Annotated in this window: 17 protein-coding genes and 4 pseudogenes; 6 read left to right on the forward strand and 15 right to left on the reverse strand. The window is 37.2% G+C overall.

Going from position 1 to position 26199, the window contains the following annotated elements:
* Positions 1-442 precede the first annotated feature (442 nt).
* Positions 443-1393 carry a DUF1385 domain-containing protein gene (locus AC625_RS15610; RefSeq protein WP_049683770.1) on the forward strand — a complete coding sequence of 317 codons (951 nt, stop codon included), beginning with the start codon at positions 443-445 and terminating at the stop codon, positions 1391-1393.
* Between the two features lie 97 nt (positions 1394-1490).
* Positions 1491-1856: an SA1362 family protein gene (locus AC625_RS15615; protein ID WP_049682120.1), complete on the forward strand. Its 366-nt coding sequence runs from the start codon at positions 1491-1493 to the stop codon at positions 1854-1856.
* A 300-nt stretch (positions 1857-2156) separates the two neighbouring features.
* Here the strand turns inward: AC625_RS15615 and AC625_RS15620 are convergent, their stop codons facing one another.
* Together AC625_RS15620 and AC625_RS15625 are read right to left on the reverse strand one after the other, a co-directional pair.
* A complete protein-coding gene (locus AC625_RS15620; RefSeq protein WP_049682121.1) occupies positions 2157-3038 on the reverse strand; it encodes a patatin-like phospholipase family protein in 882 nt (293 codons plus the stop codon).
* Between the two features lie 105 nt (positions 3039-3143).
* Entirely contained in the window at positions 3144-4334 is a 1191-nt protein-coding gene (locus AC625_RS15625) for an MFS transporter (RefSeq protein WP_049682122.1), read from the reverse strand.
* Positions 4335-4792: 458 nt separating this feature from the next.
* Here AC625_RS15625 and AC625_RS15630 point away from each other — a divergent pair, with 458 nt between their 5' ends.
* Positions 4793-6421: a glycosyltransferase family 2 protein gene (locus AC625_RS15630; protein ID WP_245645021.1), complete on the forward strand. Its 1629-nt coding sequence runs from the start codon at positions 4793-4795 to the stop codon at positions 6419-6421.
* 191 nt (positions 6422-6612) lie between these two features.
* Here AC625_RS15630 and AC625_RS25985 read toward each other — a convergent pair.
* Both AC625_RS25985 and AC625_RS15635 read right to left on the reverse strand, forming a co-directional pair.
* Positions 6613-6929, reverse strand: a pseudogene (locus AC625_RS25985) (altronate dehydratase); the annotation flags it as partial.
* A 160-nt stretch (positions 6930-7089) separates the two neighbouring features.
* Entirely contained in the window at positions 7090-7926 is an 837-nt protein-coding gene (locus tag AC625_RS15635) for a lipoate--protein ligase family protein (RefSeq protein ID WP_049682123.1), read from the reverse strand.
* Positions 7927-8125: 199 nt separating this feature from the next.
* On the opposite strand from AC625_RS15635, the gene AC625_RS15640 reads away from it, so the two are divergent.
* Entirely contained in the window at positions 8126-8536 is a 411-nt protein-coding gene (locus AC625_RS15640; RefSeq protein ID WP_049683772.1) for a rhodanese-like domain-containing protein, read from the forward strand.
* A gap of 467 nt (positions 8537-9003) precedes the next feature.
* Here AC625_RS15640 and AC625_RS15645 read toward each other — a convergent pair whose 3' ends face one another.
* The 7 genes and pseudogenes from AC625_RS15645 to AC625_RS15675 form a co-directional block, all read right to left on the reverse strand.
* Positions 9004-9753, reverse strand: coding sequence for an SDR family oxidoreductase (locus AC625_RS15645; protein WP_049682124.1), 750 nt, complete (start codon positions 9751-9753; stop codon positions 9004-9006).
* Between the two features lie 18 nt (positions 9754-9771).
* The gene (locus tag AC625_RS15650) at positions 9772-10788 is read right to left on the reverse strand and encodes a zinc-dependent alcohol dehydrogenase (RefSeq protein ID WP_049682125.1); all 1017 of its coding nucleotides are present in this window, start codon (positions 10786-10788) and stop codon (positions 9772-9774) included.
* A gap of 37 nt (positions 10789-10825) precedes the next feature.
* Positions 10826-11512 carry a GntR family transcriptional regulator gene (locus tag AC625_RS15655; RefSeq protein ID WP_049682126.1) on the reverse strand — a complete coding sequence of 229 codons (687 nt, stop codon included), beginning with the start codon at positions 11510-11512 and terminating at the stop codon, positions 10826-10828.
* 602 nt (positions 11513-12114) lie between these two features.
* Positions 12115-13464 carry a gluconate:H+ symporter gene (locus AC625_RS15660; protein ID WP_049682127.1) on the reverse strand — a complete coding sequence of 450 codons (1350 nt, stop codon included), beginning with the start codon at positions 13462-13464 and terminating at the stop codon, positions 12115-12117.
* 49 nt (positions 13465-13513) lie between these two features.
* The gene (gene gntK / locus AC625_RS15665; RefSeq protein ID WP_082191276.1) at positions 13514-15049 is read right to left on the reverse strand and encodes a gluconokinase; all 1536 of its coding nucleotides are present in this window, start codon (positions 15047-15049) and stop codon (positions 13514-13516) included.
* A gap of 862 nt (positions 15050-15911) precedes the next feature.
* A pseudogene (locus AC625_RS15670) lies at positions 15912-16936 on the reverse strand (zinc-binding alcohol dehydrogenase family protein).
* Between the two features lie 675 nt (positions 16937-17611).
* Complete coding sequence (locus AC625_RS15675; RefSeq protein WP_049682128.1) at positions 17612-18043, reverse strand: MarR family winged helix-turn-helix transcriptional regulator; 432 nt, start codon at positions 18041-18043, stop codon at positions 17612-17614.
* A 312-nt stretch (positions 18044-18355) separates the two neighbouring features.
* On the opposite strand from AC625_RS15675, the pseudogene AC625_RS28390 reads away from it, so the two are divergent.
* A pseudogene (locus tag AC625_RS28390) lies at positions 18356-18490 on the forward strand (CBS domain-containing protein); the annotation flags it as partial.
* 401 nt (positions 18491-18891) lie between these two features.
* Entirely contained in the window at positions 18892-20133 is a 1242-nt protein-coding gene (locus AC625_RS15680) for an MFS transporter (RefSeq protein WP_049682129.1), read from the forward strand.
* 565 nt (positions 20134-20698) lie between these two features.
* On the opposite strand, the pseudogene AC625_RS15685 reads toward AC625_RS15680, so the two are convergent.
* From AC625_RS15685 to gcvPA, 4 genes and pseudogenes are all read right to left on the reverse strand, one after another.
* Positions 20699-21854, reverse strand: a pseudogene (locus AC625_RS15685) (IS110 family RNA-guided transposase).
* Positions 21855-22297: 443 nt separating this feature from the next.
* Positions 22298-22825: a GNAT family N-acetyltransferase gene (locus tag AC625_RS15690; RefSeq protein ID WP_049682130.1), complete on the reverse strand. Its 528-nt coding sequence runs from the start codon at positions 22823-22825 to the stop codon at positions 22298-22300.
* A 563-nt stretch (positions 22826-23388) separates the two neighbouring features.
* The gene (gcvPB, locus tag AC625_RS15695; RefSeq protein WP_049682131.1) at positions 23389-24846 is read right to left on the reverse strand and encodes an aminomethyl-transferring glycine dehydrogenase subunit GcvPB; all 1458 of its coding nucleotides are present in this window, start codon (positions 24844-24846) and stop codon (positions 23389-23391) included.
* The gene (gene gcvPA, locus AC625_RS15700) at positions 24839-26188 is read right to left on the reverse strand and encodes an aminomethyl-transferring glycine dehydrogenase subunit GcvPA (protein WP_049682132.1); all 1350 of its coding nucleotides are present in this window, start codon (positions 26186-26188) and stop codon (positions 24839-24841) included. Before gcvPA ends, gcvPB begins: the two co-directional genes overlap by 8 nt.
* Positions 26189-26199 lie beyond the last annotated feature (11 nt).

Raw genomic sequence — 26199 nt, forward strand, 5'->3', positions numbered from 1 at the left:
TCTCCATTTTTAAGTGCTTGCTCAATAAGGAAAATAAAGTGAACCTTCTATAAGTGGGGGGATATTACAGCCTGTTAAACTGGGTTAACGCGTGAATGTGGAGAATACTTCATAATTGGACTCATACAGGAAATGCCCAATTTTTACAGAGGTTGTTTGTTAAGCGTCCATTCAATGCTATCGTTATTTTTCAGGGTATTACCTCAGCGTCTTTTTTCTTTCATTATTAGTACGTCTTTATTGCAAAAAACTGGTTAGTTTTGTATGATTAATTGAATCTCATAATGCGTGGATTTTCTTCTTAAATAGATGTTTAATCTTATCAACCAATCACAGGTTTATTTTCAATTTTGCTTCATAAACAGAGCAACCTGCTCATACATGAATAAGAGAGTACCTCTAGATGAAAACCAGTAAATATAAAGATAAGTTGGTGTCTACAATGTCTGATACAAAAAAACCTGTATATGGCGGTCAGGCCGTTGTCGAAGGTGTCATGTTTGGCGGCAAACATCATACCATAACAGCCATACGCCGGAAAGATTCAACCATTGATTACTATCACTTGCCGCGACAAAGCAAGCCTCTCCTGCAAAGACTGAAAAAGATTCCGTTTCTGCGCGGCATTGTAGCGATTATTGACTCGAGCGCTACCGGATCTAAGCACTTAAACTTTTCAACCGAGCAATTTGAGGAAGATGCACCGGAAGAACCCGGAAAAGTGAAAGAGTCAAAAAAAGAATCTAAGCTTGCAATGTGGCTAGGCGTCGCTGCCATCGGAATCATCTCCTTTCTGTTTGGTAAGTTTATTTTCACGCTAGTACCGATGTTTTTAGCTGAACTAACTCGACCAATTTTCCAAAGTCACACTTCCCAAATTTTAGTAGAAGGAGCTTTCAAACTACTTCTATTGCTTGTCTATATCTATTTTGTATCCTTAACCCCGATTATCAAGAGAGTATTTCAATATCACGGTGCAGAGCATAAAGTGATCAACTGCTTCGAAAGTGGCAAGCCTTTAACTGTTGAAAACGTTCAAACTTCTTCACGGCTTCATTACCGTTGTGGTAGCAGCTTTATTCTTTTCACTGTCGTTGTTGGCATCTTTGTCTATATGTTTGTACCAACTGAGCCGCTTTGGTCTAGGGTCGTCAGTCGAATTGCCTTAATTCCAGTTGTTCTCGGAATATCTTTCGAAGTTCTTCAACTCACAAATAAACTAAGAGATGTTCCCGTACTTCGTTATTTAGGATATCCTGGATTATGGTTACAATTACTGACAACGAAAGAACCTGATGACTCACAAGTTGAAGTGGCACTTGCTTCCTTTAACGAGTTGATGAAATTGGAAAGTCGTACTGAGCAAGGTTTAAAAGACCAAGATATTGTGTAATGCTTAAGAGTTTATCCCATCTTAAGGAAATTAATTTTCCTTCGGGCGTTTAAAATGACTCAGATTTGCTCATGATGCTCTTAAGGAGGTGTCTTTGTTGAATCGTTCATTGTCTTATATAATTTACGGAATCATCGCCTTGGGGATTTTTGGGTTATTTGCAAAAGTCGTAAATGATCCGGTTGGTTTTTTGCGAAATATCATCGTCATGATTGTTATTGCTGGAGCTATCTTTTTCATATACCGCATGATTACTAAAGACAAATCTGGTAATGCCGGACAAAGAGCTTTTAAAAAGGCTGCCAGAAAGTCAAAGAAAAAAACAAAGAGTAAAAGCAATGTCACTAGTTTTTCAAAGTCTACAAACTCAACAAAGAAAAATCGTATCAGAAAGAAATCTGATATCCAATTGACCGTCATTGAAGGAAAAAAAAATAAAAAGAAAAATCGGGCGCTATTTTAAGCAGTCCGATTTTTTCTTTTTGTACGAAGGTCATGAGGACGGGACCTCGCGACTTACTAATATAGCCATTGTACTTAGCAGGTATACTCATTTTATCAAGTAAGCATCCAAAATTCCGGCTTCGCGCCACCACCATTGTGATTAGGCGAGTGTAGCGTTCTTAATGATAGATCCTACATAGTAACTGGTGGCATTTTAACGCCATTCAGGTTTTCTGTGGAAAAGGGGCAATTTTTAGACCCTAAACCTTTTTTATCGTTTTAGTTTTAGATCAGATGCTCACGGATGTTTTATAAGGACTTAATACGACCAGTGTTTCAAAAAAAGCTCCGCACACGTTCTCCCTCGTTCAAATAATATCTCTTTGTTGTCTTCGGTTAAATGAAAATCAGTTGCTGATATCCCTTTCATCGGAATAAACATAATATTTTTAGCTACCTTTTTCGATATATAACGCGAATCGTGTGCATCTCTCATCGTTTTAAAAAGTGCTGCAAACATTTCCACTGCGTTATCGATTTCATCCGCTTTTTTGCTAAGCCCATCCCCTCTTAGATTCATTCCAATGACCGGGCGAGTTTTCTTGCCTTCTTCTGTTTCAAATACCCACATCGGAAAATTACTCAAAATTCCGCCATCTACAAACAAACTACTCGACTGAAGCCATTTTAATTTGACTGGCTCAAAAAAATAAGGTATGCTACAGCTCATTCTCACAGCTTTTGCAACAGGGAATTCAAGCGGATTCATACCATATTTATCAAGATCGTCTGGCAATACAGCTAGCTGCCCATTCGTAATATCACTTACGATAATCCGTAAAGATTGATAAGGTATATCTCCAAACGAAACAATTCCACGCTCGGCAAGCTTAGCTGCAATCCATTTTTCAAGTGCGTCCCCTTTAAATAACCCCATTTTCCGATAAAGCAACAGCCATTTTACAAATGGGATAGGTAGAATTCTCCGTGGATCCAATAATTCTTTAATATTCGTTTCATTCAGAATTTCTTGCATTTCCACTCCCGTATACCCAGCTGTCAGTAAAGCCGCAATAATTGACCCTGCGCTCGTTCCAGCAGATTGTTTAAAGACAAAACCTTGTTCTTCCATCACCTGAACAGCTCCAACTAAAGCGAACCCCTTAATTCCACCACCGGAAAACACACCATCAATAATCATTGAAGTCCTCCCCCATATTCCGGTCTTGTTACATTTTTAATCCGGAAGAGAGGGATTTATTACTGTTTCTTTTGAATAAAGTGCAACTTCAATCTGACGGCTCTTTTAATCAGTCGAAGGTCCGGCCTCTTTCTCAGGATTACTCTTGATAAACTTAAGTACTAGTAAAAGAATACAAATACTTAAGATTCCTGTAACAATATACGTCATGTTCAAGTGATCCTTCATTAGCAGCGACATCGCCGGGGGACCGGCCGCAACTCCAATAAAACGAGAAGAGCTATAGAAAGACGTAATCGTCCCTCGCTCACCTTTCTCTATATTCTCCGTAATCATCGCATCCAGTGCAGGAAGTATGGCTCCGATCGCTACCCCTAAAACACTCGTGACAATAAGAAGCAAGAATAGTTTTTCACGTGCATATCCTACAAAGACAACGCTAATGGATAGGAAAAAAAGACTGACAATCACAATTTTCCGCATCACTGCAATATTCCCTTTGATTGTTCTTCCGGTTACAAACGAAGAAATGCAAAGTAGGAAAAGCGGAATCGCTAACACAAAGCCTTTTCTCACACCTTTTATATGATGAATTTTTTCCAGATTTTCCGAAAGAAAGAATAAGACACCGAATAACACGAGCATTACAAACGCTCCAATGATAAAAATGGTACACAACCATGTTCCTTCATTTTTAAAGGTTTGCTTTGTCTTTTCCATAAACTCTTTTAGTTTTCTGGACTCTTTTTTCTCCTTTGGATTTTTAATAAAGAAAAAGACAAGCATTATTGAAATGAAGCTAAAAAAGGAGATAGAGAAAAAAGGCAGAAACCATAGAAAAGCCGCAAAAAGTGAGCCTAATATCGGACTTAGTACCTTTCCGAATGTGTTTGAGGTTTCAATAATTCCTAAACATGAGCTAGTCTTTTCATCATCGGCTTGATATAAATCTCCTACTAAAGGCAGAACAATCGGCATGGCTCCTGATGCACCGATTCCTTGAAGAATCCGACCGATAATGATCACCGTATATGGATTCTCCAATTTCCATGAAGCAAAACCGGCAATCAACCCGCCAATCAACGCTAAAATCAAACTCGGCAATATCACTTTTTTCCTGCCAATTTTATCAGACAAATAACCAGCAACTGGAATAAGAAAAATCGATGCAACTGAATAACTCGTAATGATCATGCTCGATTGAAACGAGGTAATTCCTACCTTTTCCTCAAAAATAGGCAACACCGGAATGAGCATTGAGTTTCCTAATGTCATCACAAGCGGAATAGATGCCATACTAACAACACACCAAGTGCTAACTTTATTATTATCACTGAACTCCTGGTTTTCCTTCAATTAAAGACACCTCATCTAAATAAACAATACTTCTATTTTATCCGAGTTCCCAGAAGTTTCTCATGGGAAAAAGAAACAATAAAGCAGCACATCTGTTTAAGAAGTGCCAACATGTTAGGTGCATATCATAAAAATAGAAATGATATCACAGATTTTATCGAAAACTGATTCCCAAATGCATTCACATTTATCCTCTATTTAAACCAGTACCTTTTCGCATAGCTATAACACCCCTGGTTCTCCTTTAGTAAATCGCCTGACATGATCTAGATATTTTGTACAAAGTCTTTATTTGTTTTTGTAAAATTTTGTAAAACCGATGAATTTGTCCATTATCAAAATAAGAAATGATTCATACTCTATATTACTATTCAGTTGATATGGGGGAAAAATCAAAAATGGGGAATGCCAAAAAAAAAACAAATAAGAATATATTTATACACAATGAGATAGTAAAAAAGCAACCGAGTGGAAACACGAAACTAGTAAAAGAGCAACAAGTTGTATATAAGCCGTTAGGAAATAAACATCAAGGTGATAACAAGAAGTTAGTAAAAAAGCAACTGGTTGAGAATAAGACATTAGAAAATTTACAGCAGGTTGAAAACAAGCCGTCTGGAAATAAACAACTGGTTGAGAACGAGCCGTTAGAAAATTTACAGCAGGTTGAAAACAAGCCGTCCGGAAATAAACAACTGGTTGAAAACGAGCCGTTAGAAAATTTACAGCAGGTTGAAAACAAGCTGTCCGGAAATAAACAACTGGTTGAAAACGAGCCGTTAGAAAATTTACAGCAGATTGAAAACTACGAATTGATTGTCAAGAATAAAGAAATGAATAGCATAAAAGTAAGTATTATTTTGCCTTCATTTAATAAGTATGAATATGTTTCTTTGTCGCTTTATTGCTTGTTAAAACAAACCTTTGATTTCTCTAAATTCGAGGTAATCTTAATAGACGACTGTTCCAATGATCTGACGCCTAGAATTCCTAAAGAATTCGATCCTCCCTTTAAATTTAAGTATGTTCGGCCTTCTATAAATCAAGGTAGATCGCGTGCTCGTAACTTAGGTATCAAACTTTCAGAGGGAGAAGTAATTATCTTCCTTGACGGAGAAATGCTAACAGAACCTGATTTCATTGAAAATCATTATAAACACCACGTACATGATAAAAATGTAGTAGTATGTGGTGCCATGCACTATCGGGGTATCTATACTTTTTTAACTTCTAACTTCAATAGGCAACAATGGGAACATATTAATGACTTTGTTCCACGTGATCCTTATTTTATTTTTCCTTATAAGGAATATAAAAAAAATCATCAAACTTCCAATATGTCATTCCCTCTTATTACTAAAAAAGACATTGATGAAAATCGTTTTAAAGATTTATCCTTTCCAAACTGGTATTTTACTCAAGTGCTAACTAATGGATTAAACGATTTTGGAATGGATTTAAGTGATTTTAAAATACCATATATCGCCTTTTTAACAGGAGATGTATCAGTCGGTAAAGAGCAGCTTGATAAAGTTGGATATTTCGATGAATCATTTCTTGGTTATGGAGCAGAGGATTGGGAGCTTGGCTATCGTTTTTACAAAGATGGTGCCCGCTTCATTATTGATCCCTCAACATTTTGTTATCATCAAGAGCATCCGACATCTTCAAATAACTTTCCTGAAGCAATGGGTAATTTATATAAATTTATGGAAAAATTCCCTAACTTCGATGTGCTAGCATTAGCATTAGAACACGCGCCCCTTAATTTTGTCCAAATTCATCATGTGGTCTCGCAATATAATGAATTATGTGAAAAATACCCACAACAATATCGAGAATTTAAAGAAACCTACCATAGGATGCTATTTAAAATAGTCGAAAACTTAAAAAATAGTCAACCAATAACAAAATTCCATGAGAGCGACAGTATTTTGTCAAAAATACTTACAGAACAAGTAAATGAAATAAAAGCACAGCATTGGTACGCTCTTGCCCATTCTTTCGAAGAACTTTATAGCAATTGATAGAATCATTTAGAACGGATTTTGGATCAAATAGTAAGTCTGTTTTACTGTTCGTAGCATGTTCTGAGGTAGAACGATTTATAAAGTGAAACTTCAATTCAGTCGGGGATGAAGAATACCCCTACTGATTGAAGTTCACTTTATTTTGTTAAGTATCTAAGCTATTGATTTTTGGAGTTAGCTAGTTTTACTTATAAGAAAACACCATCTTTAAAAATAAAAATCTCTTTATAGCCATTTTTTTCATTATGTGTAACTGCCTCTCCTGAAGCAAGGTTAATGATATATTGGAATCGTTCTAATCTTAGTTCTTCCATGGATGAATCCTCTATTAAACGGCCCGCATCAAAATCGAGCCGGCTTTTCTTTCTATTACTCAAAGTCGTATTGCTAGAGATTTTACGGTCGGCACTGGTCCACCAATAGGAGTCCTTCTGCCTGTTGTAAATAAAACCAAATGAGCGCCAGAAGAAGCTAATGAAGTTACGGATACAAGATTATTCCCAGGCCTTTAATTTGAACTGAATATTGTCGTTGCGAAGTCTAACCCTTTTGTTATAGAAAACCAATATACTTCATGTGAATCCCATGGAGAATTCATTGATTTAATATATTGCGAGTGAACCTGTGAAAGACCATAGGCAATTTTCTGATTCCTATGTTTCGTCTTATCTCATAAAATTCCACTCATCAGCTTCATATTTTTCTTTCGCTAAGCTGTATACTTCATTTTCTTGGTCTTTTGTCAAGTTGAGAGGTTCGAGATTACAATTCAATCCTGCAGCAAACCCTTTGTGAAAAGCATCCTTTGCCTCATCTAACCCAATTTTTCTTGTGTGTAGGTCATTGATGGCAACGGCTTTATTTTTAAAGCTTCTCATCATCCGTTCCTTCACTCGTTCATTTGGGAATTTAAATAGACTAAATAGTTTCTCATCATCCATATCGAGCAAAATCGATCCGTGCTGCAGTATGACTCCCTTCTGTCTCGTTTGGGCACTCCCTGCTACTTTTCTGCCTTCAACGACAAGCTCATACCAGCTTGGCGCATCAAAGCAAACCGAAGTTCTAGGTTCCTTCAATGCCGCCTTTTCCTTTTCAGTTGACGGTACGGCAAAATAGGCATCTAGCCCAAGATTTCTGAAACCCATTAGAATACCTTCTGAGATTACCCGATACGCTTCTGTCACATTCTTTGGCATATCTGGATATTCTTCGTTCACAATCACGCTATATGTAAGTTCATGTTCATGTAAAACAGCCCTCCCCCCTGTAGGTCTGCGGATAAAGCCTAATCCTTGTTTCTTTACCTCTGCTATGTTTATTTCCTTTTCTGCTCTTTGAAAATATCCTATCGATAAAGTAGCCGGATTCCAGCCGTAAAATCTGACAACTGGTGGAATTTCTCCATTACTATGCCAATTCAACAACGCTTCATCCAATGCCATATTAAACGATGGCGCGCTGTTTCCTGAATCAATAAATGCCCACGTTTGTTTTCCCATAAAATCCTCCCATAGCCTACTTGTCGTTTTCTATAAAATTACAGGTATAACGTAAAGTACATTGCTCATTCATACCGTTTGTAGTGTATCAAAATTTACCAAGGATAAAAAGAATTTCAACTTTGACGAACATTCCTGCCATTTCAGGAAAAATCTTTTGATTAAGTCTCGTTTCAATTATATAATAAGTAATGTCTATATGTTGCTTAGTCTAGAAAGGAGTTTTACCGTGAGTTGGATTATATCACTCGTTATACTTATTGCACTTCTTGCTTACGCACTTTTCAATTTTTTCAGTCAGCGTCGTGCGGTTAAACCGCTTAGCCAGGAAGACTTTATTGAAGGGTATCGTAAAGCGCAGCTTTTTGACGTTCGCGAACCGAATGAATACGAGGGCGGTCATATACTAGGTGCAAGAAACGTCCCGTTAACACAAATTAAGACACGTCTTACAGAATTACGTCAGGACAAGCCCATTTATCTATACTGCCAAAACAGTATGCGCAGCGCCAAAGCTGCTCAAATATTACGCAAAAAAGGGTACACAGACATCTACCAATTAAAAGGCGGATTTAAACAGTGGACTGGAAAAATAAGATCTGGCAAATAAGAATCCATCTTGTATGGATTCTTTTTTAATGGAGAAAAGCGGATGTATTTCTAGTGATATAGCATTTCGAGTAGATATGTGGAGATATAACAAATAACTATCGGCAATTTACCTTCCAATTTAAACTTTTGCTGATTGATTAAAGTGGTCTTGTAAAGAGAGAGGCACTGAAAAAGGATATGATTTTTATTAAATCATACCCCTTTTTCCTTATGGAAGTTCAGGTTTATCTCCTGATTACGTTTAGACGTCCTTTTCAACTCAGCTTTATTTTCTGCATTGTTGAGAGTTGTAATGAATTTACCTATAGAGTATCCTCTTTGAATTTAGAAACAAGTAAGAAAGCATCTCATTCCTAAACTAGTTCATTTGAGTACGCATTCCCCAAAGTAGATAGATTAGACAATAAAAGTAAAGAGAAATGCTAAAACAACATCACTGTCATATTTCACTCTACGTGACTTAACTTATCTTCCCATCCAACCGCCATCAACTACTAATAAATGACCGTGAATATAATTCGATGCATCAGATGCCAAGAAGACCACAGATCCCATAAAATCCTCTGCCTGCCCCCATCGACCTGCTGGGATTCGCTCAAGAATTTGGCGATTTCTTGTTTCATCTTGTAATAATGCTTCATTCATATCCGTCGCAATATAGCCAGGAACAATGGCATTGACATTTACATTTTCTTTCGCCCATTCATTGGATAATGCTTTCGTTAATTGTGCTACTCCGCCTTTCGCTGCGGCATAGGCAGGAACTGTTAAACCTCCTTGAAAGGATAATAAAGAAGCCATATTAATAATCTTCCCTTTACCTTGAGGTACCATATATTTACCGGCTTCCTGGCATAACAGCCAGACGCATTTTAAATTCACATTGATTACGTCATCCCAATCCGTTTCAGAGAATGAAACAGAAGGAGATCTTCGTTGAATACCTGCATTATTGACTAGAATATCAATTTGACCAAGTTCCTTGACAACAGTCGGAATCGCCGCTTTCACTTGTGCCTGATTTCCCAAATCACACGGTATGATTACGCTTTTTTGTCCCAATGCCTCAATCTCTTTTTGTACAGAATCATCACTCGTATTCCTTTGAAGTAAGGCTACTGTAGCTCCTGCTTCTGCTAAAGATAGAGCCATTTTTCTTCCAATTCCTCTCGTTGCACCCGTAATTGCAGCAACTTTACCATCTAATCGAAACATGTTCTTTTCCCTCCATTATTATGCGTGTGGTCGAAATAAAACTTTTAATGAATCCTCTGGATTGGTCATTAATTCAAACCCTTTTTCAATTTCCTCCAACGGCAGTTCGTGTGAAATAAGCGGCGTTACATCGATTTGTCCACTAGCCATCATACGAACGGCCGTTGCAAAATCTGCTGAACTGTAGCATCTAGTCGTTGTCAAAGATAATTCGCGGAAATGCATAGCTGCTAGGTCAATGGTTGGTGGTTGTTTAAAGACACTTACTACAACGATTTGGCCTTGTGTCCGACATACATGAATCATTTGTTCAACTGTTACACTTGTACCGGCTACCTCAAAAACAACATCAGCACCTACACCATTCGTAGCCTCTTTCACATGCTCGACTACATCTACTTGTTTACCGTCTAAAGCGATAAATCCCATTTCTTCCGCCTTCCCTAATCTGTATGGGCTAATATCAGAAATAAATATTTTGCCTGCTCCTGCCAATTTCGCCGTTAAGGCAATTAATAAGCCAATCGGCCCTGCTCCTAATACGACGACAGTATCCCCCACCTTTATGTTAGAACGCCGGACAGTATGGATGCCTACTGCAACTGGTTCTGCTAATGCTGCATGTGAGTCAGATAATGAATTCGGTACTCTATGTAAACGGTGTAGAGGAACAGCCACGTATTCGGCAAACCCTCCATGTGAATCAATCCCGATTAACTTTAACGTTTTACAAACATGTGAGTTCCCCGATAAACAAGCATCACATTTCCCACAGCTGATTGTTGGTTCGATTACTACACGATCGCCAATATTAAACGGTGAATCCCCATTTATTTCTTCGATCATTCCACTAAATTCATGCCCCATAGCGAGTGGAGCTTTTGCACGTGGATGTTTACCCGAATAAATCATCATATCGGTTCCACAAATACCGGCATAAGCCACTTTAATAAGGGCTTCATTTTCCTTAAGGACAGGTTTCGCTGATTCTCCAACACGTACGTTTTTTTCAGATAGATACAAACCAGCTTTCATATTAATCGACTCTCCCTTTAAGCGTTTTCATTTTCTATTATTGTAAGTCCTCTTTCATTAAAGAATCATAGACTGTTGTTCTTGTGTCCTGGAAATGTTCGAGTAATGTTCGTTCGATTACATGATCATCCTGTGAAAGAAGCGCATCAATGATTAATTTATGCTTGTCTATTAATAGTTGGATCTCATCATAATCCACTTCAAATCTCTTTGCCGTAGCGACGAGAAGTGCAGTCAAAACGACCGGCTTTAAACTATACCATACCCTCAATAATCGTTCATGTTTCGATTCAATTACGATTAACTCATGAAAAAGTAAGTCCTGATAAGAAAAATCAATAGGATTCCGGTGTTCCATCGCCATAGTCATCTTATCTATTACTTTTGATAGTTCCTGACTTAAGCTCGTTTGATCTGTTTTACTTAAAGTTTTAAGTAAATGAGTCTCAATTAAAATCCGAACATCATACAACTCTTCAATATCCTTTTTACTTAAGCCTAATACAACTGCGCCCATTCTCTCAAGCCGGATCAAACCTTCATTTGCGAGTACACGTAATGCATCTCTCACCGGTGAGCGACTAGCTCCAAAGTCTTTTGCCAGGTGATTTTCGGACAAAACAGACCCTACAGCAATATCACCTCTGATAATTTTTAATCGCACTTCACAAGCAATCTTCTCCCCAATCGACATGCTCGTTAACCAAGATGTAGGATAATTCATTATATAGATCACTCTCCTACGATAATAAGTTGTGTACTTGTATACAAGTACATTTTATTATAAATGTCACTACTTGTAAACAGTTTCATTTTGATTTTTAATTATTTTCTGAATTTTATATTCGACTAACGACTTGGCATTAATAAATATCTAATTCTATTTAGAGAATTAAAACATTTTATAGAAAAAAGTCAGACCTCTCACTCTATATACCGTTTTATCGTGTTATGTACACGTCATATCAACAATAATATAGTAGCTGTGTGGTCTGACCCTTTCATTATAGAATAGCCCTTATTCAATTGATGAAGTTTATAAAAGTATTAGATTCTCACTTTTATAAACAACGAGTACTACATATTTAATTCCTTTATTCATCATCGAACAAAATTCCCATCCACTTTTGTTTCCACTGTTTGAAAACGACCTTCTCCGTTTACTCTTTCATATGAAGGTACTTAAACAGTAATCCATAATATTATTTTACATACTATTTATGATTACATGATAAGAGTCGTCACTATTCCTACTATTCGCTAATTTAAGCGCTATCCTTTTTGCTCAATAAACCGATTACACTTAGTGAAAACGGACGTCTTACCTTAAACAAATAAACTAAGAACTAAAACAAACGCAAGACCACATACAGAAATTAGTGTTTCAAGTACTGTCCAAGTAGCGAATGTCTCTTTCATTGTTAAGCCAAAGGACTCCTTAACAATCCAGAAACCAGTATCATTTACGTGTGATGCAATGATACTACCTGCACCTGTTGCTAATACCATTAATTCCATATTGACATCTGTTCCGGTCATCATTGGAATAACTAAACCAACTGTTGTTAACGCAGCAACTGTTGCAGAACCTTGAGCAAGTCTGATTACAGCAGCGATCAGCCAAGTTAAAATGAGTGGTGATATTGTACTACCTTCAAAAAGAACTGCTACATAATCACCAACACCGCCATCGATTAATACTTGCTTAAGGGAACCACCGGCACCTAGAATGAGCAACATCATACCGATTGATGCAATCGAAGCTTCTGCAGATTTCATCAGTTGTTTCATTGAAATTTTTCGTGCTACACCCATCGTATACATTGCAAGTAATACAGAAAGCAACATAACTGTAGTTGGTGCACCAATCATTTTGACAATGTCAATAAATAATGTTGGTAAATTCAACGCATCTTGAAATAAAGTAACGATTGTTGAAAATGCCATCAAAATAACTGGGAATAACGCTGTGAAAGCACTGATACCAAACCCTGGTGTATCTTCTAATTTAAATTGTTTTGCGTTACCTATGGAAGCCATACTTCCCATCGGTTCTTTTTCAAAAGCCGATGGTGCAAATTTTCTTGCAAATTTCGTAAATAGAGGACCCGCAATAATTACTGTTGGAACCGCAATAATTAAACCGTAAACTAATACGAGACCTACGTTCGCTCCAAATTCTTGAGCAATAACTGTTGGACCTGGGTGTGGTGGTAAGAATGCATGGGTAACTGATAATGCAGTCGCCATTGGCATACCTAACCATAAAAACGATATTTTCAAATGTTTCGAAATTTGATAAACAATTGGAATTAATAAGACGAGACCTACTTCAAAGAACAGTGCAATACCTAGAATGAATCCAGCTGCTACAACAGCCCATTGAATTCTCTTCTCACCAAACTTATCAATTAATGTCATTGCAATACGTTGGGCTCCCCCAGCATCAGCAATGAATTTACCAAGGATCGCTCCTAGTCCAAAAACTAAGGCGATACCACCTAAAGTGTTCCCCATTCCATGTTGAACGGATGCAACAATCTCACTGATTGGCATACCTAAAGCTAAAGCAATTAAGAATGAAACGACAACTAATGAAATAAATGTATTCATATTAAATTTCATGATTAATACTAGTAAAACAATAATCCCCAATGCGACAATGACTAATGGCATAACTCTTTCTCCCTACTACACATGTTATTTTTTACTAATTCAGGACTTATTAAAATTCTCCATCTATGTTTCTTTGATACATTGCGATTTGCTCATATTCTTTTTCTAATGTACGAGCAACATTAATAAATATAGGCATTAATTTACGGTATTCCTTCACATGATCAGGATTAGGTTTATGTTCATGTGTATGACCAATTAATTGTTCGACTACATCAAAATCTTCAATTTTACCAAGTCCGTATAAACCTAAGATACAAGCACCTAAACAAGAAGACTCATAACTTTCTGGAATGATAACTTTTTGGTCAAAAATATCAGCCATCATTTGACGCCAAACATCCGATCTAGCAAATCCACCTGTTGCTTTAATACTAGTAACAGGCTCATCCATTGCCTCTACTAAAGCTAAATATACAGAATAGAGATTAAAAATAACGCCTTCTAGAGCTGCTCTAACCATATGTTCCTTTTTATGACTCAAAGTTAACCCGAAGAAGGAGCCACGAACATCTGAGTTCCATAATGGTGCACGTTCCCCCGATAAAAACGGATGAAATAAAAGACCATTGGCACCAGGTCTAACTCGACTTGCAATACGTGTAAGCACTTCATATGGGTCAATCCCTAATCGTTTCGCCGTTTCAACTTCACTTGCAGCAAATTCATCTCTTATCCAACGTAAGATCATACCACCGTTGTTGACTGGACCACCAATTACCCAGTGATTTTCTGTTAATGCGTAGCAAAAAATTCGGCCTTTAGGATCGGTCTGTGGTTTCGGAATCACCGTACGAATTGCCCCACTCGTTCCAATGGTTATTGCTACTTCACCCCCTTTTATTGCATTGACGCCAATATTAGATAAAACCCCATCACTTGCTCCTAGAACAAAAGGAGTCGTTTCTAAAATGCCCAGCTCTTGAGCTAGATCCTGATGACAACCAGTCATAACTTTGGTAGTAGAAACGAGAGTTGATAATTTATCAGCTGTGATCCCCGCTACTTCCAACGCTTCTTCATCCCAGGCAAGTTTTTTAAGATTTAATAATCCCATTGATGAAGCTAGGGAATGATCCACAACATATTCGCCGAAAAACTTGTGAAATAAGTATTCTTTAATCCCTATGTATTTTTTTGTTTTACTTGCAATTTCCGGGCGATCATGTGTTAACCAGGCAATTTTACTAAGCGGAGACATTGGATGAATAGGTGTCCCAGTTCGCAAATAAATTTCATGACCATTAAGTTCACGTTTTATTTTCTTTGCCCACTCTTCGCTTTGATTATCTGCCCATGTTATGCAACGTGTTAAAGGTTTATCGAATTCATCCATTGCGATGACCCCATGCATAGCAGTACTAAAAGAAAGAAATGATAGATCTTTTGGATCAATTTTTGATTTATTCATAACATTACGAATAGAGCGTACAACTGCATCAAAAATCTCTTCTGGATCTTGTTCTGCTATTGAAACATTAGGTGTGTATAATTGATAACCATTGTTTTCTTGAGCGATAATTTCACCTGTTTCGCGAAACAGAACTGCTTTTGTACTCGTTGTTCCTACATCTACACCAAGCATATACTTGTTATTGTCCATTTTCATCTCGCCTTCCCTAACAATCTTTGTAATTTGTTATTTTAAATGAATTTCTTGGATAACTAATTCTCTATTTTTTTGATAATTGCTTCCTATTTGAAAACTTCTTAGTTCATTAATAAACCGACATCTCATTAATAACTTCTTGTATGCCCGCATCAGCTGTCATTGTAACCACTTGATTAGTAATTTATTAGGTTTAGATTACATAGTCGGTTAAATCCTGCTCTACATAATTTTTATTATTCTAAAATATGGAAACGCTACCAAAGAGAACGGAAATAATACCCATCTTTTCGTTTTTGCCAATTAACGATTTTAAAACGTTTTCTAAAAACGATTTCATTTCCAAACTAACTTGTATACAAGTATACTATAATACATTTTTGTGAATGTAAACCCTTTATTTCATAATTTTTTTACAAATGATCAGCTATAAATATCACCCAATACCAAAGAAACCTTTGAACGAAATACGGGGTTAATCCTGTGACCAAGATTGATGGACTAAGACAAGCCAATTTCTTAAGATAATTATTATTTCACCATAAGTTGTTTACCCACCCCTTCCTCCGTATAGGCAAAATCACATCCTTTAGTTGTTTCGAAACGGTCAAGCTTCGCCCAACTTGTTCTTTTTTTCAACAGCCTTGACTTGTGCAGAAATTCACATTTATGTGTTGTATAACCATAAGTTATAAAATTAAAGGAGGAGGGTGTCCCGAACAAAGGGTCAGACCCCGCAACAACTAAATGCAGTTTAAGATAAGTGTATGAAACACATCTTACTGATTTAGAGTGCGAGATGAGACACCCTCTAGAGAAGGTTTAGCTTCCTTATTTCTTAGTCAAAAATAATGACAGTTTTTCTAACTTTTTCAGGATTTTTTTCTACAAAATCAAATGCTTCTTTTGCTTCACTGATATGAAATTTATGCGTAATTAAACCATCATGCATTAATTTTTTTTCATTGATAAGTTGTACAACTTTACCAAATTGATTTGTTTGAAGTCTTGAACCTGATATTGTCAATTCTTTTTTCGTAATTGGCAATAGAGCGATTGAAGACGGTTTCTCATTGAAACCTAATGTAACTACATTCCCAGCAGCAGAGGCTACATTAACACTTAATTCAAATGTTTGTGGTGTACCGCCACTGCATCAATAACAATATTTGCTCCTTCGTTGTTTGTAATTTCATATATTTTACTTTCTAGGTCCACTTCAGTAGGATTTATCGTGTAGTCTGCACCATTTTCTTTAGCAAAATCCAATCGTTTATTCGTAATATCTGAAATAATAACGGTTGCCCCATTTAGCTTAGCCATTTTTAAAACACAAATACCGATTGGCCCTGCACCTTGAATAAATACAGTATTTCCTTCTTTCACATTCCCTCTCCATGTAGCTTGAGCACCAATTGTATATGGTTCAGCCATTACCGCTTCGTCCCAACTAATTTCCGAGTCAACTTTATGCAATTGGTTTTCTGGCAGGACTACAATTTCTCTCATTCCCCCATCTTCATGGACACCGAAAACCGATACCTCTTTACATACATTTGGTCTGCCACTTCTACATGCATAACATGTACCACAATAGCTAATTGGTTCAACAACAACATGGTCACCAATGGTTATTAATCCATTAACATTAGAACCGATTTCTATAACCTCACCAGTCACTTCATGTCCAACAATCCTTGGGTAAGTAGCGAGAGGATTAGTACCGTGGTAAATATGCATATCTGAACCACAGATACCTACTCTTTTAATTTTCACTAGGACCTCATTGTCTTGTTTAATTTCTGGTTGAGGTACATCTAATACTTCAATTTTATGTGCTTCCGGAATCATAACAGCTTTCATTATCTTCTCTCCTACTAAAAAAAATTTACACATGCTAGATATATTCATAGTGCATGAACAATAATATGGAATGATTTCTTAAGACTTTCTTCTCAAGTTGATAACCCTTTCAAAACCCATCCCATTTAAGTTTTTCTTCGTCAATTGATAATTATTACTTGAAGAAAAACTCATTTTAAAAAAGAATGTTGGAGAAATTATGAAGAAGAACTACACGGCGATGTTTTTATTCCTTTTCGCTCGGCTTTTTTAAAACGGCGCAGAGCAATTCATGGTTAAGTCGTTCCGATTTTGTAAAGAAACGAGTAAGCCCCCCATATCTTGTTCACAAATAATAAAGTTCTTTAAATTACAATAAAGTCGTTTCAAACATAATAAAGTTGTTTCAAAAATTAGAACCAATACTATTTTTATTAGTGTTGGCCTCTTTTAGTTACGGTACAATTTAATGTAAGATTATTCGAAGTTCCAACGATAATCATAATTTTTTCGTTAGCTATTGCTGGAAAAACTTATAATTGAATATTCAAATACCTATTTATAGTTTTCATTTTCTAATCAGTTTATTTTCGTGGGTTTTATGTCAAAATGTTAACGGCATTCCAATCTATACATTAATTTAAAGTAAAAAACTGCCGATGCAGTTCGACAGTTATAAATTCAATATTGTTCACTCTATTTTTTTCCAACTATGGATTGATTAAATTTTCTCAACAGATCTCCAAATTTTTCACAATCCTCATCCGACCATCCGTTCAATAATTTTGTTATTCTATCCAATCGTCCTTGTTTATATTCAACTAATACCTTAATTCCGAAATCAGTAATTTGGTAGAAGTAGGCCCTTCCATCCATTGGGTCTGGAACTTTTTCCACATATCCTTTTTGCTCAAGACCTGCAGCTTGTCTGCTTACGGTGGAAGTATCCAATTGAAATTCATCTGCCAAAGCTTTTACTCCAGAAGAACCTTGAACGTGAAGTTGAAGTAACAAAAGATAAGCAGACCGATCTAGAATCCCATTTCTTTTATCAGATGTAATAGATGTAATACGGCGGATTAAGACTGCCATTTCAAGTTCTATGGTTTCTAGTGAATTTTCATTCATTGCTTTACCACCTCACAATTGCCTTTTATAAAAACTATAATAACCTACCGGAAGCGTTTGTCAAATTACCGTAATCAAGCAGATAGCAACATTGAAGAATCGGAATATAATTGTACTATACAACTAATTTGTTGTGTGATACAATTATATAGTTGTATAGTACAATTATTAAACCATTTTTTATAAGAGGAGGCTGAGGAATAATAAATGCAACCATCTTAGTAATAGGGTCAGAAAAAATTAATGATTCCTAAAGATCGAATCCCAGACAACTGTTTTTATTAGTGGTTCCGATTTAAAGTACTAAAGGAAGATGATATTATACGCTCAGTTATTGAAATATTTATGGAGCACAGCATCAGCGATCTTCCAGTAATTAACGATGGAAACGAAATCGTTAATTATAGTAGTAATGGGGATATTATGCGATGCATCAGAAAACATTAGGATATAATCATCGACTCCTTCTTTTTTGTGAATGTGATCAAAGGCGATGATGAAGAGTTCGAAGAAAGAACAAAAAAATACTCGATTTAAATGTCTTGAAAATTGCACGAGAAAACGGTTTTTAAAGTGGCTTGGGATGAATAAATTGAAAATATTGCAGCGATTTTAGGAAAAATATAAATAAAAAAACTGCCTGTTGAGCGTAACCGGGTATTAGTTAGATTTATAAGCCGTGGGGCTGTCATCCGTCACACTTTTAGAACCATTCTTTAATTCTTCAGCACATTTAGTAATTAATACATCATTACCGGTAGTTTATAGCAACATTTTAAAAACACATTCCTATTTCGAATCAAAAATATGAATGTTAAACAAAATATTAAGTAAGAGAGGAGAAGCATATGGTATCCAAAACTCTAAAGGCTTCATCTGTTAACACAATACCAACTATTCAAGAAGAGGAAAGTCTTCTTAAACAGCCCAAGGCTGTATGGGCCGTCTTTTTCGCTTGTATTATTGCCTTCATGGGGCTGGGGCTTGTTGACCCGATTTTGCCAGCAATTGCCGAACAATTAAATGCCTCACATAGTGAAGTAACTTTACTTTTCACCAGCTATAATGCCGTTATGGCCGTTGCGATGCTGATTACCGGTACTGTTTCTTCAAGACTTGGCATTAAGTGGACACTGCTTACTGGTATCGTAATCATTGCATTATTTTCAGCGCTCGGAGGGTTTTCCAACGATATCTGGACACTCGTTGGACTACGAGGTGGGTGGGGCCTTGGTAACGCACTGTTTGTTGCTACGTCTTTAGCAGCGATCGTGTCTCTTTCAAATAGCGGAACCGCCAAAGCCATCATTCTGTATGAAGCAGCGATCGGACTTGGAATCTCAGTTGGACCCTTAATTGGCGGCTGGTTAGGCGCTATGTCATGGAGAGGCCCATTTCTTGGGGTCGCCACATTGATGGTCATTGCTTTTATTGGGCTTTTTATATTAATGCCAAAATCTAAAACCCCAACAAATGCAGTAAAATCCAAAACATCTTTAATGGATCCATTTCGAGCCTTGAAGCATCGCTCTCTCTTAGTTTTCGGAATTACAGCCGCTCTGTATAATTTTGGGTTCTTCACTTTGTTGGCTTACGCGCCTTTTGTCATGGGGCTAGATGAGCATGGATTAGGCTTTGTATTCCTGGGCTGGGGTATACTGCTTGCCATCACCTCTGTTTTCATGGCTCCAAAGCTTCAGCAATGGTTTGGAACAATTAAATCTATGTGTATGATGTTGATCTTGTTTGCTATTGTCTTGGTCTTAATGGGCATCTGGACGTCGACCCAATGGGTAATTATCGCTGCTGTAATTTTCTCTGGCTCATTATTAGGGAATAACAATACGTTAATTACGACAGCTGTTATGAATGCGGCACCTGTCGAACGGTCAACAGCCTCTGCTGCTTACAGCTTCTTGCGTTTCATAGGAGGAGCTATTGCCCCGTTTATGGCAGGGAAACTGGCGGAGATTTACAACTCAAGTGTACCTTTCATTGTGGGTGCATCGTTTGTATTTATTTCGGTGGTGTTTATTTGGTTCAATTATAAGCATGTAAAGCATGTTGATTCTGTTGAGTCCATTCATTAATATTATTTTAGAGGATCTGCCAAATGCAGATCCTTTAGTATATATTGGAATTGCTAAGGTAAACCCATGAGATGTGAATGGATTTGATTCACTAGCATTATTATTGTTGATTAACAATAAAGTTGTTTATAAATATCAGTCGTGTTATTCCATTGTGAAGGATTGCACCTAAACGGGGCAAGTTTCTTTAAGTAGGAAGGACATTAGAATAAGAATTTTGAATAAATTAGTACAAAGGAAATCAGGAGGTGCTATAAACTTTTTTTAAAAAATATTAGCTTATATAATTTTTGTTCTTGGCTCACTGTATTTCTTCTTTGGTGGAAGTAACTCTGCTGAAAAATCAAAGGGGAAACAGTTTGAAATCATAATGATAATAAGCATTTTAATATTAAGTTACTATTGCTGGTTTCCAAATTAAAGTAATTTAACTTCTTCCACTACCATGAAAATAAACTTCTATTACTTTGGAAAAAGGCAATACTAAAGTAGACGCAGCTCATTCATTTTTTAAAAAAAGGGAGAGCGCCTAAATCATTGATCTATTGTAGCAAAGTGGACTGGATTAAGATGCTTCAGGTTCTTTTAATGAAACGGTGTATCCTAAACTTTCGAGTCTTCGTAGAGAATGCCGTACAATCGATTGCTGTCTCTGTGTATCAAAGTAGTCTTCGCCTAAGTCTACATACATTTCTTTACGAGTTAAGAGATAATAAGAGATACGTAACATTGCATGAGCGACGACAATTCCTGCTCGTTTCTTACCTTTTCGTGATGCTGTACGCCGATACAGTGCACCGAGATAGTTTTAAATCCTCTAACAGATTGAGCTGCTTCTGTTAATGCCGACCTTAAATATTTATTTCCTTTTTTTGTTTTAGATGATGTCCTTTTTGCCGCGCTTTCGTTATGTCCAGGAACTAATCCTGCCCAAGAACACATATAGGCTGCACTTGGAATTTGTTTTTTAATATTAGTACCGATTTCAGATAGAATTTGCTCATCCATTCTTGTAGCTATGCCAGGAATAGAATCTAGTCGTTCTATCTCTTCTTGATAAGATCTAACTCTTTTTGCCACTTCTTGATCTAACATCTCAATTTGTTCAGTCAAAAAATCAATGTGCTTTAAAATAGTTTTTAGCATTAAACGCTGATGTGGATTGATGTATCCTTTAAGAGCGAGCTCAATCTTTTTCATTGTACGTCGAGCAAAGTTTGCTAGTTTTCCAGGATCCTCTTCACCTTCGGCGATAGCGTTAAGCATGTCTCTAGCTGAAATGCCCATAACATCTGAAACAACGTTCTCTCCTTTTAGATCCGATTATGTTGCCTAGCACGCTCTTCAATGATACTCCTACGATATCGAATAAGTTCACGCAATTCTCTTTGATTTCTATCTGGAATGAAACTAGCTTTAAGTAGTCCATGACGAAGAAGTTTCACAATCCAGTCTGCATCCTTAACATCCGTTTTACGTCCTGAGACCGCCTTCATATGTTGGGCATTCACAACTAAAAACTCAATATCTTCAGCTTCCAGTAAATTCACAATAGGTTTCCAGTAAACACTCGTGCTCTCCATGGCAACATGGGTACATCTATGTTGTTTAATCCAGTCAACCAACTGTATTAGAAAAACAGTTTTAGTCGAAAATGTTTGAATCTCCTTTCCTTCTGGTGTCATAATACATGCAGTAATATTGTCTTTATGAACGTTCATACCACATGCTCGTTCAATGACTACATCATTGAAAACAACCTTTCTACGACTTTCGTTATTGGAGGCTGGTGTAGCAACCAGAATAGGATTAATCTACCATGTGTGCTTCCCGTAAGGGAGCGACAGTCAGTGGTACACCATGGTCGTTGGAGTCAGACTAACGGATGGGCTCTATCGCACCATAGTTCATCGACCTTCCTCTCCAGCCGTAGAATCAGTATTGACGGTTTTTCACCTTTTTCATTCTCTGTGGTGAAGCGCTGATTTTGGCGCTTCAAAATAATTGTTATTCAACTAAAGGGTGCAAAAGTTGATTTAAAAAATGGATCAATAAATGTCAAATGTTAGATTAAATCAATTGAAAGAAGACTTTAAAATATAATTTGCCTGGATCCAGAATATTAAGGGATACAGGCTTTTTTGATTGTGCTATGCTCTTTTCACTAAAAGTCAGTCTGCATAATCGTATTTTTCAAGTACTCATTAAATTCCGTATATTCAATTTCCGAAATATTCCTTGGATAGCTTAAGATGACAAGTTCATGAGGTAAATTCTGTTTTCGATACGCGGGATGGTTATGTTGGTAATTACTCCCATTAAAACCAAGTCGCAAATAAAAGTTCTTGCGTCTAATAGAAATAGGATCTACCGGAGGATCAATTTCTAAAATTACAAGGCTGTGCATATCACAAAACTTTTTTAAACAACGAGACCCTACGCTATTCCCTCGCTTATCAGGATCAATTGCAAAATGTTCAATATAAGAATAATATGCGGTTTCCCAATAAAAGATAATGCCAACAAATACGCCTTTTTCTAAGACTACTTCGCAATGATATTCTGGATTATTTAATGCTGCTAATTGATTTTCAAATAATCTTTGTTCGTGTTCTGGAAAGCTGACTTCATATAAATCAAATGCTTTCTTAAATAATACATCATCTGATCCAGTCACTCGGACAAATTCCATAATTAGTAGCCTCCCTTATTTCTTTAGTATAATACTCTTTTATTATTGTCCATTTTTTCATACAAAATCAAATAACAAATCCAAAAGAGTATTATAAAAAAATATAAATGCCCTTTTGTTCAACTACTATGAAAATAAACTTCTGTAACTCCGAAAAAAGACAATACAAAAAAAGACCCGTCTCATTCGCCTAAAAAAATGGAGAGAGCCACAATTCATTGATCTATGGATTGGATTAACTGGATTAAGAACCAGTATTGACGGTTCCGAACATTTTCATTCTCTGTGGTGAAGCGCTGATTTTTGCGCTTCATGGATGGCTAACGGATAGCTTCCGCAAGGAATTAAACAACTTTATTATCTGTTTTAATTCCAGAAGTAAAGCTGAACTTAATCTTTTTAAAGAACTTTAAAAGGAGATGCTACAATTTAAATAGTGTCTCCTTTACGTTTTTATAAGTAAATTTTAATGACTTTATTATTCCTATTCATATCTACCTCTAGAAAACAGAAAAAAATGCAATAAAGAGAGACTTCTTCTCCTTATTGCATTCTAATTCCTGCTATGATTGATAACGCAATATTGGTTTGCGGGCTGCCAGTGTTTCATCCAAACGTTTGATTACTGTCGTATGTGGTGCTTCTTGAACGATTTCTGGGTTTTCTTCCGTTTCCTTGGCAATTTGTATCATCGCCTCAATGAAAGAATCTAAGGTTTCTTTTGATTCTGTCTCGGTCGGTTCAATCATCATACATTCCTCAACATTCAATGGGAAATAGATGGTCGGCGGATGATAACCGAAATCAAGCAGTCTTTTGGCAATATCGAGCGTTCGCACGCCGAGTTTCTTTTGGCGTCTACCGCTTAATACGAATTCATGTTTGCAATGTTTATCGTACGGAAGATCGTAATACTCAGCGAGTCTTCTCATCATATAGTTTGCATTTAGAACCGCATTCTCTGTCACAGCCTTCAAGCCATCTGGCCCCATTGAGCGGATATATGTGTAGGCTCTAACATTAATGCCGAAATTGCCGTAAAAAGGCTTAACACGGCCAATGGATTGAGGTACATCATTTTCAAACATATATTGCCCATCTTTTTTTACGAGAACTGGCTTAGGCAAGTATGGGATTAAATCTTGCTTTACGCCAACTGGTCCAGAACCAGGGCCGCCGCCGCCATGTGGCCCAGTAAACGTTTTATGCAGATTTAAATGCACAACATCAAAGCCCATATCACCAGGACGTGCTTTGGAAAGTACAGCATTTAAGTTTGCACCATCATAATACAGTTTACCACCTGCATCATGGACGACTTTAGCCATTTCCAAAATATTTTCTTCGAACAAACCTAATGTATTAGGATTCGTTAACATTAATGCAGCTGTATCGTCACCTACTACGCGTTTTAAATCTTCAAGATCAACCAAACCGAATTCATCCGATTTGACTGTAATCGTTTCAAATCCGGCAACAGTCGCAGAAGCTGGATTCGTTCCATGGGCAGAGTCTGGGACAATGACTTTCGTACGTTTCGTACCTCCGTTTGCCTCATGGTACGCACGAATCATCATTAATCCAGTCCACTCACCATGTGCCCCTGCGGCTGGTTGTAGTGTGACTTGATCCATACCGGTAATTTCCACAAGATGTTCTTGAAGGTCATACATTAACTCAAGCGCACCTTGTACAGTGCTAGCATCTTGAAGCGGGTGAATATGGGCGAATCCGGAAAAGCGAGCAACATTTTCGTTTATTTTAGGATTATATTTCATCGTACAAGAACCAAGTGGATAAAAACCTGAATCCACACCGTGATTACGATGCGAAAGAGCCGTGTAATGACGCATAATATCAAGCTCAGATACTTCTGGTAATTCCGCTTCTTCAATGCGGATATAGTCTGCTGGAAGCAGCTCTTTAAGTGTGATAGCTTCTACGTCCATTTCCGGTAGGCTATAACCGATGCGTCCTTCGGTGCTCATTTCAAAAACTAATGGTTGATCCTGGTTATTCATGGCTATCCCCCAATTCTTGTACAAATGCAGCAATTTCTTCTTTTGTTCTCAATTCTGTCACGGCTACAAGCATATGATCTTGAAGTTCTGGGTAAGTTAAACCTAGATGATAGCCGCCAATTATGTCTTTGGCAAACAATCGATCATTAATTTCCCGATACGATGCTGGAAGTTTTATAACGAATTCGTTAAAGGAAGGTCCTTCGAATACGACTTCAATTCCTTTGGCTTGTAAAGCTTTTTTCGCATAATGAGCTTTTTGAATGTTTTGTACAGCCATTTCCTTTACACCCTTTTTGCCGAGTGCTGTCATAGCAACCGAGGCAGCAAGAGCATTTAGCGCTTGGTTTGAACAAATATTGGAAGTCGCTTTATCACGACGAATATGCTGTTCCCGAGCTTGAAGCGTTAAAACGAAGCCACGTTTGCCATCTTCATCAACAGTCTGCCCGACAAGTCTACCTGGGACTTTACGCATTAATTTATTTGTTACTGCAAAATAGCCGCAGTGCGGTCCGCCAAATGCAGCGGGAATTCCAAATGGTTGAGCATCCCCAGTTACGATATCAGCACCTAGTTTTCCTGGAGGAGTTAAGGCTCCTAACGCTAATGGATTACTTGAAACAATGAACATCGCTTTTTGTTCATGAACGATTTTTTCAATATCTTTTAAAGGTTCAATACGCCCAAAGAAATTTGGATATTGAACGACGACTCCTGCAATGTCATCGCTGATTAACTCTTGCAGTGCAGCCAAATCGGTTACGCCATCATGATGAGGTATTTCCACTACTTCAACTCGCTGTCCCTTCGCATATGACGTTACAACATCACGGGACTCTGGATGTACCGTGCTAGAAATCAAGATTTTCTTACGCTTTGTATGCCCGCTGCTTAACATCGCTGCCTCAGCGAGAGCTGTTCCGCCATCATACATGGAAGAATTGGCAACATCCATACCAGTCAATTCACAAATCATCGTTTGAAATTCAAAGATTGCTTGAAGCTCACCTTGAGAAATTTCCGGCTGATAAGGGGTATACGCTGTATAAAATTCAGAACGAGAAATCACATGATCGACGATAATTGGTTGATAATGATCGTATACACCAGCACCTAGAAAAGAAGCATAACGCTTTGCATCGGCGTTTTTCCCAGCCAATTTAGTAAGCTCTTTTATAAGAGCTGGTTCCGATTTAGCAGGTTTAATCTTGTATTCACCTTGAAAACGAACACTCTTTGGAATATCACTGAATAGCTCATCTATAGTAGAAACTCCAATTGCATCTAACATTTCCTTTTGATCTTGGTCAGTCATCGGTAAATAGCGATGTTTAGTCATGAATTTCTCCC

It is taken from the genome of Peribacillus loiseleuriae, assembly GCF_001183985.1.
GTDB classification, from domain to species: Bacteria; Bacillota; Bacilli; order Bacillales; family DSM-1321; genus Peribacillus; species Peribacillus loiseleuriae.